The organism is Ideonella alba, from assembly GCF_018069875.1.
GTDB lineage: Bacteria > Pseudomonadota > Gammaproteobacteria > Burkholderiales > Burkholderiaceae_C > Ideonella > Ideonella alba.
Genome location: NZ_JAGQDF010000002.1, coordinates 75,218 through 87,660 on the forward strand (window position 1 = coordinate 75,218; position 12,443 = coordinate 87,660).

A 12,443-nucleotide genomic window follows, 5' to 3' on the forward strand; every position below is an offset into this window, starting at 1 on the left:
CCGGCCTGCGGTGCTGAGAGACTGTCTGACTGGTCAGGCGAAGTTCGCCTCGGCGAACGACCAGTTGACCAGCGAGTTCAGGAAGGTCTCGACGAACTTCGGGCGCAGGTTGCGGAAGTCCACGTAGTAGGCGTGCTCCCACACGTCGATCGTCAGCAGCGCCTTGTCGCCGGTGGTCAGCGGGGTGCCCGCGGCGCCCATGTTGACGATGTCCACCGAGCCGTCAGCCTTCTTGACCAGCCAGGTCCAGCCCGAGCCGAAGTTGCCCACGGCGCTCTTGGTGAAGGCTTCCTTGAAGGCGGCGTACGAGCCCCACTTGGCGTTGATCGCCGCGGCCAGCGCGCCCGAGGGCTCGCCGCCACCGTCCTTCTTCAGGCAGTTCCAGAAGAAGGTGTGGTTCCAGATCTGGGCCGCGTTGTTGTAGATGCCGGCCGTCGACTTCTTGACGATGTCTTCCAGGCTGGCGTTCTCGAACTCGGTGCCCGGGATCAGGTTGTTCAGGTTGGTGACGTAGGCGTTGTGGTGCTTGCCATGGTGGTACTCCAGCGTCTCGCGGCTCATGTGCGGAGCCAGGTCGTCGAGGCCGAAGGGCAGCGCGGGCAGCGTGTGGGTCGTCATGGAATCTCCTTGATGGGGGTGGGCATCCTGGCGGCCGGGGATCCTGGCGCGCTCAGGGGGCTAACGTTGTGATTGTAGGCAGGCACTGAGGCCTGGGCCGCCATGGGGTCAAGCGCTCAGCCTGGTGCACCAGGAGGATGCGTCACCGCCATGCCCACTTCGCCATCGGCCCAGACCGCGGTGAGCGCCTGGCCCTGCTGCAGACCCTGGGCGCGCAGCACCGGCTGGCCGTCGGCATCGGTCACCCAGGCGTAGCCGCGCTCCAGCACCCGGCGGGGGTCCAGCGCGCCCAGCTGCGCGGCCAGTGCGCCCAGGCGGGCACGCCGCTCGGCCGTGGCCTGCTCGGCCGCGCGGTGCACACGTTGGCCGCGCAAGGCCAGTGCCTCGGTGCTCTGGCGGGTGGCGGCGCGCAGCGCGGCCAGCAGGCGCTCGCCCTGGCGATCCAGCGCCAGGCGCTGCAGCCCGATGGCCTGCGCCGGTCGCCGCAGACGCAGGCCCAGCAGGTCCAGGCGCTGGCCGTGGCGGTCCAGTTCGCGCTGCCACTGCCGCCGCAGCAGGTGGGCGCGCGTGTCCAGCGCGCTCAGCAACTCGTCCAGCGCCGGGGCCACCTGCTCGGCCGCTGCGGTGGGCGTGGCCGCCCGCCGGTCGGCCGCCAGATCGGCCAGCGTGATGTCGCTCTCGTGGCCCACGCCGCAGATCACCGGCAGCGGCGAGGCCGCGATCGCCCGCACCACGCGCTCGTCGTTGAAGGCCCACAGGTCCTCGAGCGAGCCTCCGCCGCGGCACAGCAGGATCGCTTCAGCGTGGGGATCGGCCGCCGCCGCGGCCAGGGCTCGGACCAGCGACGCCGGCGCCTCCGCGCCCTGCACCAGGCTGGGCACCAGGTGCAGCGCCACATAGGGTGCGCGCCGGGCCAGTGTGGTGACGACATCATGCAGGGCCGCGCCCGACGCCGAGGTCACCAGCGCCACGCAGCGCGGCAGCGCCGGCAAGGAGCGCTTGCGCGCGGCGTCGAACAGGCCCAGCGCTTCGAGCCGGGCTTTCAGACGCAGGAATTCCTCGTACAGCGAGCCGGCCCCGACCAGCGACATCGCCTCGACCACCATCTGCAGCTCACCGCGCGCCTCGTAGACCGCCAGACGGCCACGCAGCTCGACCTGCTGGCCGTCGCGCGGCGCGAACGCCAGCAGCGAGGCCGCACGGCGGAACATCGCGCAGCGCAGCGCAGCACCGGCGCCGCTGCCGTCCTTCAGCGTGAAGTAGCAATGGCCGCTGGCCGCGCGGGTGAAGCCGCTGAGCTCGCCGCGCACGCTGACCGACGCGAAGCGCGCCGACAGGGCATCGCCCACCGCCAGCAACAGCGCCCCGACGCTCCAGGCCCGCGATGCCGGTTCCAGCGTCGTCATGCCGTGCCGCGCCGAGGCCCGCGGCCTTCGGTCCATAATCGCGCGTTCATTGAAAAGGACCGTGTCAGGGACCGCATGCTGTCGATCATACAAGCCGCCGGCTGGCCGATCTGGCCATTGATCCTGTGTTCCGTGGCTGCGTTGGCGCTGGTGTTCGAGCGCCTGTCGGCGCTGCGCCGCGCCCGCATCGCGCCCGACGGCCTGGTGGACGAGGTGATCGGCGTCACCCGCCAGGCCATGCCCACCGCCGACATGCTGTCGAAGCTGGCCGACAACTCGCTGCTGGGCTCGGTCTTGGCCGCCGGCGTCAAGGTGGTGGCCCTGGATCCGCGCTGCCCCGAGGAACAGATCCGGGAAGCCTTCGAGAGCGCCGGCCGCGCCGCGGCCCACCAACTGGAGCGCTACCTGAACGCGCTGGCCACGATCGCCTCCGCCGCCCCGCTGCTGGGCCTGCTGGGCACGGTGATCGGCATGATCGAGATCTTCGGCTCGCAGGGCGGCAGCGGCACCAATCCGGCGCAGCTGGCGCACGGCATCTCGGTGGCGCTGTACAACACCGCCTTCGGCCTGATGGTGGCCATCCCCTCGCTGATCGCGCATCGCTTCTTCCGCGGGCGGGTGAACGAGTCGCTGCACGAGATGGAGCAAGGCGCCGAGCGGCTGCTGCACCACCTGCGCCGCCTGCCGCTGCGGCAGTTCTGAGGCCGGCCATGAACTTCCGCCGCCCCACCAGCGAGGAACCGGAGATCAACCTGATCCCGTTCATCGACGTGCTGCTGGTGATCCTGATCTTCCTGATGCTGTCGACCACCTACTCGAAGTTCACCGAGTTGCAGGTGACCTTGCCCGTGGCCGACGCCGACGCCACCCGCGAGCGCCCGGCCGAGATCATCGTCAGCGTCACGGCCGATGGCCGCTACGCGCTGGACGGCCAGCTCGTCGAAGGCCGCAGCGTCGATGTGCTGGGCGCTGCGCTGCGCGAGAGCGCGAGCCAGCGCAAGGACCCCTTCCTGATCATCTCCGCCGATGCCGCCGCGGCCCACCAGTCGGTGATCAACGTGCTGGACGCTGCCCGGCGCGCCGGCCTGTCGCGCATCACCTTCGCGGCGCAGAACGGCAGCCACGCCAACGAACAGTGAGCCGTTTCGGCGACGCCCTGCAGGCCCAGTGGTGGCGGCCCGAACCGGGGGTGCTGGCCTGGCTGCTGTGGCCGCTGTCCTGGGGCCTGCAGCGCGCTGCGCTGTGGCTGCGCGGGCGTGATCGCCAGCGCGCACGGCAACTGCCGGTGCCGGTCCTGGTGGTGGGCAACCTGATCGTCGGCGGTGCCGGCAAGACGCCCACCACGATCGCCCTGATCCAGGCGCTGCGGGAGCGCGGCTGGCGGCCCGGGCTGATTTCGCGCGGCCACGGCCGACGCGACAGTGGGCTGCGCCTGCTGGGTCCCCAGGTCAGCGCCGCCGAGGTGGGCGACGAGCCCTTGCTGATCCACCGCCGCACCGGCGTGCCCGGCATGGTGGGCGCCGATCGCACCGAGGCCGCACGCAGCCTGTTGGGCGCCCACCCCGAGGTGAACCTGCTGCTGGCTGACGACGGCCTGCAGCACGCCCGGCTGGCGCGCGACTGGCAGCTGATCGTCTTCGATGCGCGCGGCATCGGCAACGGCCTGACCCTGCCCGCTGGCCCGCTGCGCGAGCCGTGGACGACCCGCGTGCCGGCGCACAGCAGCGTGCTGTACAACGCCGAGCAGCCCAGCACGCCCTGGCCGGGCCACCTGGCCCAGCGCCGCCTGGCAGGCGCCGTGCCGCTGGCCGACTGGTGGGCGGGCCAGCCGCCAGCTGCGGACGCCTGGCAGACCCTGGGCAGCGGGCCGGTGCCGCTGGCCGCGGCGGGGCTGGCCGAGCCCGAGCGCTTCTTCACCATGCTGCGCGCCCAGGGCCTGGACTGCCGCTGCCTGCCGCTGCCCGACCACGCGCCGCTCGATCCCCTGCCCTGGCCGGCCAACGAGCCGGTGGTGCTGCTGACCGAGAAGGACGCGGTCAAGCTGTCGCCCGGCCGGTTGCCGCCGGGCCAGTCCATCTGGGTGGTGGCGCTAGACTTCCAGCTACCGCGGGCGCTGGTCGACGAGATCGACCAGGCCCTTCACGCCTGCCACCCCCACAAGCCTGCCCGATGAGTGTCGACCACCGATTGCTGGACCTGCTGGTCTGCCCCCTGTGCAAGAGTTCGCTGCGCCTGCGCCGCGATGAGCAGAATCGCCCCACCGAACTGGTCTGTGTGGCCGATCGCCTGGCCTTCCCGATCCGTGATGGCATCCCGGTGATGCTGGCCAACGAGGCGCGTGCGCTGCCGGCCGAGGAAGAGGCGTGAGCTTTTCGGTGCTGATCCCGGCGCGCATGGCGTCGAGCCGGCTGCCGGACAAGCCGCTGGCCGACATCGGTGGCCTGCCGATGGTGGTCCGGGTGGCCCAGCGGGTCAGCGGCATCGGTGCCCGCCAGGTGATGGTGGCGGCCGACGATGCCCGCATCGTCGACGCCTGCCGGCTGCACGGCGTGTCGGCACTGATGACCCGGGTAGACCATCCCAGTGGCAGCGACCGCCTGGCCGAGGCCTGCGAGGCGCTGGGCCTGTCCGGTGATGATGTGGTGGTCAATGTCCAGGGCGACGAGCCGCTGATTGATCCGGCCCTGGTGCGCGCCTGCGCCGACCTGCTGGCCGCCCACCCGGACTGCGCGGTGGCCACCGCGGCGCACCCGATCCACAGCGTCGAGGATTTCGCCAACCCGAACGTCGTCAAGGTGGTCTGCGACCAGCGCCGCCGTGCCCTGTACTTCAGCCGCGCGCCGATTCCCTGGTGGCGCGACGGCTCGCGCCCGGGTGCCGCTGCGCTGCCGCCAGTGCCCGCCTGGCGCCACATCGGCCTGTACGCCTACCGCGCCGCCACGCTGCGCCGCTTTCCCACGCTGAGCCCGGCGCCGCTGGAACAGGTCGAGTCGCTTGAGCAACTGCGGCTGATGTGGCATGGCGAAGCGATCATCGTCCACGAGGCGCTGGAGGCCCCGGCGGCCGGTGTCGACACCCCCGAGGATCTGGCGCGCGTGCGCCGCCTGTTCCCAGGGTAAGCCCGCTCCGGACGCACCCCGGCTGTCAGTCTGACGCAGGGGTGCCCATGCTATTCTGGACCCCATCCCCACGCCGCGCGGCCCGGACCACCGGGTCAGGTCGCGACCAACGGCCCATCAGGCCGTCCACAGAATCACATCACTCCGAGGCAATTCACCCATGCGACTGATCCTTTTGGGCGCTCCCGGCGCCGGCAAAGGCACCCAGGCCAGCTTCATCTGCCAGAAGTTCGGCATTCCCCAGATTTCCACCGGCGACATGCTGCGCGCCGCCGTCAAGGCCGGCACCGAGCTGGGTCTGGCTGCGAAGAAGGTCATGGATGCCGGCGGTCTGGTCAGCGACGACATCATCATCGGTCTGGTCAAGGAACGCATCCAGCAGCCCGACTGCGCCAAGGGCTTCCTGTTTGACGGCTTCCCCCGCACGATTCCCCAGGCCGACGCAATGAAGGCGGCCGGCGTCAAGCTGGACCTGGTGCTTGAGATCGACGTCCCCGACTCGGCCATCATCGAGCGCATGAGCGGCCGCCGTGTCCACGTGGCCTCGGGCCGCACCTACCACGTCAAGTACAACCCGCCCAAGGTCGAAGGCAAGGATGACGTCACCGGCGAAGAGCTGATCCAGCGCGCTGATGACGCTGAAGAGACGGTGCGCAAGCGCCTGGACGTGTACCACTCGCAGACCCGTCCGCTGGTCGACTACTACAGCGCCTGGGCCGCCACCGGCGACGCCCAGGCCCCGCGCTATGCCCGCATCTCGGGCGTCGGCTCGGTGGAAGACATCACCGCCAGCGCGCTGAAGGCGCTGGGCTGATCCCGCGTCGGCCGGGTCTTCCACGCACAGCAGGGCCGCCTTCGGGCGGCCCTTTTGCATGGCGGAGGCCCCCGACAGCCCGGCTCGGTGCACAATTGACGTTTACGTCAACGTCAACCACTCGAACAGGAGCAACCCATGGATATCGCCGGCAAGGTCTTCATCGTCACCGGAGGCGCCTCCGGGCTGGGCGAAGGCACGGCGCGCATGCTGGCCGCGAACGGCGGGAAGGTGGTCATCGCCGACCTGCAGCAGGACAAGGGCGAGGCCCTGGCACGCGAACTGGGCGGCGCCTTCGTGCGCTGCGATGTCAGCAACGAGGACGATGGCCGCGCCGCAGTCGCGGCCGCCACCGCGATGGGCAAGCTGATGGGCCTGGTCAATTGCGCCGGCATTGCACCGGCGGCCAAGACCGTGGGCAAGGATGGTGCGCATGCGCTGGCGCTGTTCGCCAAGGTCATCCAGGTCAACCTGGTGGGCAGCTTCAACATGATCCGCCTCGCGGCCGAGGCCATGTGCCGCAACGAACCCGAAGCCACCGGCGAGCGCGGTGTGCTGATCAGCACCGCCAGCGTGGCGGCATTCGACGGCCAGATCGGCCAGGCGGCCTACTCGGCCAGCAAGGGCGGCGTGGTCGGCATGACGTTGCCGATTGCCCGCGATCTGGCGCGCAACGGCATCCGCAACATGACGATCGCCCCGGGCATCTTCGGCACCCCGATGCTGTTCGGCATGCCGCAGGAGGTGCAGGATTCACTGGCCGCCGGCGTGCCCTTCCCCAGCCGGCTGGGTCGGCCCGAGGACTACGCCAAGCTGGTGCACCAGATCGTCACCAACGACATGCTCAATGGTGAGGTGATCCGTCTGGATGGCGCGATTCGCCTGGCGCCGCGCTGAACGCTGCCGCACCACCGCCGCAGGACGGCGGCGGTGGTGCGCGTCCTGCGAGGGGTGGTGGACCGAAGGGGGTCAGCGGGTCTGACCGGTGCGCTGCTGGGCGTCCTGCACCATCTTGCGCGACTGCTGGCTCTCGTACTCCCACATGCCGGCCGTCTTGCAGGTCTTGGTGGGGATCTTGGAGCCGGTGGGGCGCTCGTAGCGGCAGACCATGCGGTCCGGGTCGTTGCCCGGCTGGGACGCCGAATCGGCGGTGGCCGCGGCCACATGACTGGTGGGCGGCGTCTGCGCCCAGGCAGGAAGGGCCATGCTGCAGGCGGCAACCAGGATCATTCGGGACAACATCTTCAAACCTCCAGACGCCCGGCTGACACCAACGGGGCGATAATCAAGAAAATACAACCGATTTCAACCGACCTCTTCGGGTCGACTCGTTGGACGAGTATAGTTGAGAGAATCAACGACGAACTATCGAAGAGACTTTAACCTTTCCCAGGTATCTGAGAAGTCATTCAAACATTTTCGAATGATGTCCTCATTTTTCCGCCATTTCTCAGGGTGCGGTTTGGTGAGCGTATGCCGGGATGGTGGTAACGGAGCGCTGAGCCGTGCCTGCAAGGCAGAATCGACAGCGATACCTGCAAAATCACAGATCCTGCGCACCACCTGATCGGGCTGACGGGTGAGATCGGTGTAGTTCACCGCCATCCAGCGCTCGGGCGGCAGCGCACTGAGGTCATCCAGTGCAATGGTATTCGTGGTATTCCATTGGAATGTGGCCACGTCGGCCAATGGGCGACCGCGTAATTGACGCCAGCCCGGCGGCAGCAGCAAGGACCAATCGCCGTCCCAGCCCGGCATATTCGAATAAGTGACCCAGCCGCCGCTTTCCCAGGCATCGAGGATGCTGCTGATATTCTCCCAGGGGTCGCGCCACAGGAACACGAATTTGGCCTGGGGAAACAGGCTTGCGAAAAATGGCACGCGCAAGGCGTTCTTCGGGGTTTTCTCCAGCACCCTCACCGGCCCGGCATCGGCCGGCAGGGGTTCGCCCTGGGGGTTTCGCAGCCGCGCACGCAAGCGCGCGGCCATGTCGGCGGCCAGTTCGGGGTTGGCATGCGACGCGTCCAGACGGTTGTCTTCCAGACCGTCGGTGCCCGGGGCGAATTGCTCGTAGCCCTCGACCAGCCAATGGGCCTCGCCGCCCACGGTCCACCACTGGGGTGTGCTGGCCAGTGTTTCGAACAGCAGGGTGCTGCCCGAGCGCGGTGCCGCGATGATGAACACCGGGGCGATGCCCTGGGGGGCGATGGCTGGCGCGGGGGCATCGCGCCGGATCGCCGACGGCGCCGGTGACGTGCTCATGGTCGCTGCCGCGCTCGCCACAACGGGCGACGGAGCCGTTTGGGTCAGGCTGGTCTGCCCTTCGCTGACCAGGTAGCGCCCCACCCGTGCCATCAGCACGCGCATGGTCGGGGCCTTGTTGCTGCGCATCGACAGGCGTTCGCCGTGGGCCTGGGTCACCTCGCGCAGCGCCTGGGCCATGTAGCGGAACTGCTCCAGGCCCTCATCCGAGTCGGCATACAGCGACCACAGCTGGCGCCAGTCGTTGCAGAAGCTGCGCAGCAGGCTCTGGAAGCGCAGCACATCGTGCACCGAGCCGCCTGCCCCGGGCGTGGGCTCCAGATCGGCCGCCAGATCGCCCAGCAAGGACTCCAGTTCGGACGGCGGCATCACCCGGAAGGTGTTGTAGCGCTCCAGCGCCAGGCTGACCTCGCGCCCGGGTTGGTAGCCCACACGCTGCGGGAGCTGGCCCGGTGGCGTGCCCATGGCCATGTTCCAGAAGGCCGCGCTGCCCGAGGTGTCGGCGACCAGGTGGATGCGTTCCTCGTCGGTGTCGTTCTCGACCCGGTGCAGCCGCCAGTTGTCGAAGATCCAGGCCTCGCCGGGCGCCATGTAGACGCACTCGTCCTCGCACCAGAACTTCACGCCCGGGCGGGTCAGCACGGGAATGTGCACCCGCACGCGGGTGAACCAGTGGTAGTTCATGTCGGCGTGCTCGGGCACCTTGGCGCCCGGCGCCAGCCGCATCAGCCGCGAGCGACCCCAGACCACGCCGAAGTGCGCCAGCACCTGGCGGATGTAGGGCGTGGCCTGCAGGTGGGGCGTCATGGCCATGCGGCCGGTGACATCGTCGTTCTCGGCACCGTCCACCGTGATCAGCCGGCAGGCGGTGTTGCCTTCGAAGGCGTTGGGATGACTCACCCAGGCCTCGGGCGGCAGCGCGCGCACTTCCTGCGCCAGGCGATCGGCGTCGAACTGCAGGGGCAGCTTGAAGAAGGGTTGGGCCAGTTTCATCAGAACTCCAGCGACGAGGACCGGGTGCTGAAGCCACCCAGCACCTCCTGCAGTTCGCGCAGCGCCTGAATCTCGACCTCGCTGAGATCGGGATGCCACAGGTCGAAGATCATCACCACCCGGATCTGGTCGCTGCGGTTCCAGGCCTCGTGCGAGTAGGTGTCGTCGAAGACGACGACCTCGCCCTCCTTCCAGGCGTGCTCGATGCCGGCCACGTTGAGCGCGCAGTTCGCCGGCACGATCAGCGGCAGGTGGCCCACCAGGCGGGCGTTGGTCACGCCGTAGTGCGGCAGCAGGTGCGTGCCAGGCCCCAGGATGCTGAACAGCACCTCCGGGCCGTGGCCGGTGACCCGTGACAGCGGCAGCTGATCGATCGCGGCAGCGGTCACGGGACAGGCGGCGGCGTTGTTCTCGTTGCGCTGTCCGTGGCGGTAGAAGTAGTAGCCGTCCCAGCGCGACGGACCGGTCTGGTTGGCCAGGAAGGCCTGGGCCAGCGCCGGGTCGCCGAACACCGGCTCGCGGCCGGTGGGGTCCGACATCACCGCCAGCAGCTCAGCGCGGATCTGGGCCGCCTGGGCTTCCAGCTGGTCGACGCCGCGGATGCGGGTCTTGTCGATGTAGGGCGACTGCGCCAGGCCGGGCACCGGAAAGCGCGTCGGGTGCTGGCGCTTGTCCGGCGCGTCGTAGACCGCCTCGCCCAGCTGGATCAGCGCGAAGCCGATGACGCGGTCCATGTCGGCCTGGCCGTGGCGGGCGACGATGCCCGACAGGATCTGGTCGCACAGGCTGCGCTTGTGCTCGCGGACCATGGACAGCGCATGAACCACGGCGGCACGCATCGCGGGTGGCGTGGAGCTCTCGCTGATCCAGCGGCCCTGGCGCTGTGCGTCGTCGATGGCGCGCGCGTAGTGCAGCACCGCCGCGTTGAGGTCGCCCCCCTGCTCCAGCAGCCGCGCACAGGACAGCCGCGCAGCGAACAGCGCGGGCTGTGCGGTCAGCAGCCGCCGGTAGGAGGCCAACGCGGCGGCGCCATCGCCCTCGGCTTCCTGGATGTTGGCCAACTGATTCAGGGTCAGCGGGTCCTGCGGTGCGCTGTTCAAGGCGGCCTGCACATGCTGCCGGGCGGTGCGCAGGTCGTTCGCGCTGAGGGCCAGCACGGCCAGGGCATTGCGCACCTCGACGTGCTCGGGGGCCGCATCGACCAGTCGATTCAGGATCGACAAGGCCTCCGGCAGGCGTCCGGCGCCCATGCAGGCCCGCGCCGTGTTGAAGGACTCCGTGAACTCGACTGCATCCATCGCCATCTTCCATCCGATCCCAGGCCGGTCGCTTCGTTCCCCACGCAGCGCTCAGGCCTCGTAACCCCAGCGCGACATCAGACTGGACAGGCCGGGCACCAGAACGCGCAGCTGCGGCTCATAGGCGCGCCAGCGGCCCACTGCCTTGGCGGTCACCGGCTTGACCACCTGATGGTAGCTGGGGGTGCCAATATAGCCCCGGCGCCGCGCATTCTGCGCGGGCTCGAGCATGGCCGGGTCCCATGCCAGATCACAGAACTGGGCGATCTGCCGGGCATAGCCTTCCAGGTCGGCCACCAGCGACTCGTAGCGCACCTCCATCACCCGCGGTTGCAGCAGTTCAACGGCGGCGTACCACTGCGCAAACATCGCGGCATAGCCGGCGCCCAGGGTCGGCAGGTCCTGGCACAGCCGTGCGAAATCGGGGGCCCGGTAGTGCTGGAAGTAGTTGCTGGTGATGACGTCCAGCGGATGACGCACCGCCATGATGATCGGGGCTTCGGGCCACAGACGGCGGATCACCGGCAGCCGCAGCATGTTCAAGGGGTTCTTGTCCAGCAGGCGCTGACCGGGTGCCAGGTCCACCTTGGTGGCCACCTGGCTCCAGTAGCGCTGGCGGGCGGCCTGCAGCTGCTCGGCGCTGGCCTGCGCCAGCGCGCGTGGATAGTCCAGGCCCTGTTCCTGCAGGCATTCCTGCGCGTCGAGCAGGAAGCGCTGCTCGTCCATGGTCTGAAGCCCGGGATGGGCGTCCATCATCTGTTCGAGCAAGGTGGTGCCGGAGCGCGGGAAGGCCACGATGAACACCGGGCTCTGGGCCGCGGACGGGGCCGCCGGGTCGTGCCAGCGCGCCACATCCTGCGGGTCACAGCCGGTGCGGCCGGGGTCGCCGAAGGCGATCTCCTGCCCCTGCGATCCCGGCGCCGCCATGCCGAAGAAAGCCATCTGAGAGCGGTGCGCCGCCGTGGCTGCCTCGAACGCCTCGGCGCTGCGCCCCAGCGTGTCCAGGGCCTTGGCCAGCGGGAACAGCAGCTCGTGGCGTGCGGGCTCGGGAACGTCCTTCGCCAGCAGCTGCTGGTACAGGCCCACGGCCTCCTCCGTCTGGCCATTGCGCGTGGCCATCTGTGCACACAGGCCCAGCCACCGCTCCTGCAGTTCCGGCGGAATCGACACGCGCACCGCCTGCAGCCGCGCAAAGCGCTGGTTGGCCTCGTCCAGGCGGTTGGTGCGCTCCAGCAGCGACACCAGGGTCATCTCCACCGCGTGGCCATTCTGGCGGGACAGTGACAACTGCTCGACGATGCCCAGGGCCGAGGCCTGGTCGCCAGCGGTGAGCAGCATCATCGCCACCTCGGCCAGCAGTTCAGGCGTCCAGCCCTGCCAGCTCTGCCAGTCCTGCAGCGCGCTGCGCAACGCCGCGGGCTCGCCGCTTTGCATCAGGGTCTGGGCGTAAAGGCAGCCAATCTCGGCCTCCACCGGGCGCTGCACCATGGCCAGCGCCAGCTGCTGTCGGGCTTCGGGCAACTGGCCGCGCTCGATCTCGAGCAGCGCCATGTTGTAGCGCAGCACGGGGTTCCAGCCCGCAATGCGTGCGGCCGCCTGGTAGCCCTCGGCCGCGTCATTCAACTGGCCCGAGGCCCGCAGGGCGGTCGCCAGGTTCATCCAGTGCGTGGGCTCGGTGGGCTGCAGGCGGGTCAGGGTCCGGAAGGCCGTGGCGGCGGCGCCAAAGTCGGCCTTGGCCTGCTTGATGATGCCGTAGACCAGCAGCACCTGCGGATCCTTGGGCGCGCCGATCAGGGCCATGTCGGCCCACTGGGAGGCCGCGTGCAGGTCACCCGCCTCGTAGGCGGCGTAGGCGCGCTGAATCGCCATGTTCTCTTGCATCGTTCAGGGAGCCCGCGATGTCAATGAAAGTCCAGAAATGAAATGAGCCGCG

General features: G+C 69.4%; 13 protein-coding genes. 7 read left to right on the plus strand and 6 right to left on the minus strand.

Annotated features, from left to right (window positions below; genetic code table 11):
* Window positions 1-33 precede the first annotated feature (33 nt).
* Together KAK07_RS03345 and xseA are read right to left on the minus strand one after the other, a co-directional pair.
* The gene (locus tag KAK07_RS03345) at window positions 34-618 is read right to left on the minus strand and encodes a superoxide dismutase (RefSeq protein ID WP_210859100.1); all 585 of its coding nucleotides are present in this window, start codon (window positions 616-618) and stop codon (window positions 34-36) included.
* Window positions 619-734: 116 nt separating this feature from the next.
* Entirely contained in the window at window positions 735-2,024 is a 1,290-nt protein-coding gene (gene xseA, locus KAK07_RS03350) for an exodeoxyribonuclease VII large subunit (RefSeq protein ID WP_210859101.1), read from the minus strand.
* A 75-nt stretch (window positions 2,025-2,099) separates the two neighbouring features.
* Here xseA and KAK07_RS03355 point away from each other — a divergent pair, with 75 nt between their 5' ends.
* The 7 genes from KAK07_RS03355 to KAK07_RS03385 all read left to right on the plus strand — a co-directional run bounded on the left by KAK07_RS03355 (window position 2,100) and on the right by KAK07_RS03385 (window position 6,854).
* A complete protein-coding gene (locus KAK07_RS03355) occupies window positions 2,100-2,726 on the plus strand; it encodes a MotA/TolQ/ExbB proton channel family protein (RefSeq protein ID WP_210853954.1) in 627 nt (208 codons plus the stop codon).
* An 8-nt stretch (window positions 2,727-2,734) separates the two neighbouring features.
* On the plus strand, window positions 2,735-3,163 hold the full coding sequence (locus KAK07_RS03360; protein WP_210853953.1) for an ExbD/TolR family protein: 429 nt from the start codon (window positions 2,735-2,737) through the stop codon (window positions 3,161-3,163).
* On the plus strand, window positions 3,160-4,197 hold the full coding sequence (lpxK, locus tag KAK07_RS03365) for a tetraacyldisaccharide 4'-kinase (RefSeq protein ID WP_310740693.1): 1,038 nt from the start codon (window positions 3,160-3,162) through the stop codon (window positions 4,195-4,197). The genes KAK07_RS03360 and lpxK overlap by 4 nt, the downstream gene beginning before the upstream one ends.
* Window positions 4,194-4,391 (plus strand): Trm112 family protein, encoded by a 198-nt coding sequence (locus KAK07_RS03370; protein ID WP_210853952.1) that lies wholly within the window; start codon window positions 4,194-4,196, stop codon window positions 4,389-4,391. The genes lpxK and KAK07_RS03370 overlap by 4 nt, the downstream gene beginning before the upstream one ends.
* Window positions 4,388-5,143, plus strand: a complete 756-nt coding sequence (gene kdsB / locus KAK07_RS03375; RefSeq protein ID WP_210859102.1) for a 3-deoxy-manno-octulosonate cytidylyltransferase — start codon at window positions 4,388-4,390, stop codon at window positions 5,141-5,143. The genes KAK07_RS03370 and kdsB overlap by 4 nt, the downstream gene beginning before the upstream one ends.
* A gap of 160 nt (window positions 5,144-5,303) precedes the next feature.
* Entirely contained in the window at window positions 5,304-5,957 is a 654-nt protein-coding gene (gene adk / locus KAK07_RS03380) for an adenylate kinase (RefSeq protein ID WP_210853950.1), read from the plus strand.
* Between the two features lie 138 nt (window positions 5,958-6,095).
* The gene (locus KAK07_RS03385; RefSeq protein WP_210859103.1) at window positions 6,096-6,854 is read left to right on the plus strand and encodes a 3-hydroxyacyl-CoA dehydrogenase; all 759 of its coding nucleotides are present in this window, start codon (window positions 6,096-6,098) and stop codon (window positions 6,852-6,854) included.
* 72 nt (window positions 6,855-6,926) lie between these two features.
* On the opposite strand, the gene KAK07_RS03390 is transcribed toward KAK07_RS03385, so the two are convergent.
* The 4 genes from KAK07_RS03390 to KAK07_RS03405 all read right to left on the minus strand — a co-directional run bounded on the left by KAK07_RS03390 (window position 6,927) and on the right by KAK07_RS03405 (window position 12,379).
* Window positions 6,927-7,187 carry a hypothetical protein gene (locus KAK07_RS03390; protein WP_210859105.1) on the minus strand — a complete coding sequence of 87 codons (261 nt, stop codon included), beginning with the start codon at window positions 7,185-7,187 and terminating at the stop codon, window positions 6,927-6,929.
* Between the two features lie 135 nt (window positions 7,188-7,322).
* Complete coding sequence (locus KAK07_RS03395) at window positions 7,323-9,212, minus strand: sulfotransferase (RefSeq protein ID WP_210859106.1); 1,890 nt, start codon at window positions 9,210-9,212, stop codon at window positions 7,323-7,325.
* Window positions 9,212-10,510 carry an aspartyl/asparaginyl beta-hydroxylase domain-containing protein gene (locus tag KAK07_RS03400; RefSeq protein ID WP_210853946.1) on the minus strand — a complete coding sequence of 433 codons (1,299 nt, stop codon included), beginning with the start codon at window positions 10,508-10,510 and terminating at the stop codon, window positions 9,212-9,214. The genes KAK07_RS03395 and KAK07_RS03400 overlap by 1 nt, the downstream gene beginning before the upstream one ends.
* A 51-nt stretch (window positions 10,511-10,561) precedes the next feature.
* Window positions 10,562-12,379, minus strand: a complete 1,818-nt coding sequence (locus tag KAK07_RS03405; protein ID WP_210853945.1) for a tetratricopeptide repeat-containing sulfotransferase family protein — start codon at window positions 12,377-12,379, stop codon at window positions 10,562-10,564.
* Window positions 12,380-12,443: the final 64 nt, after the last annotated feature.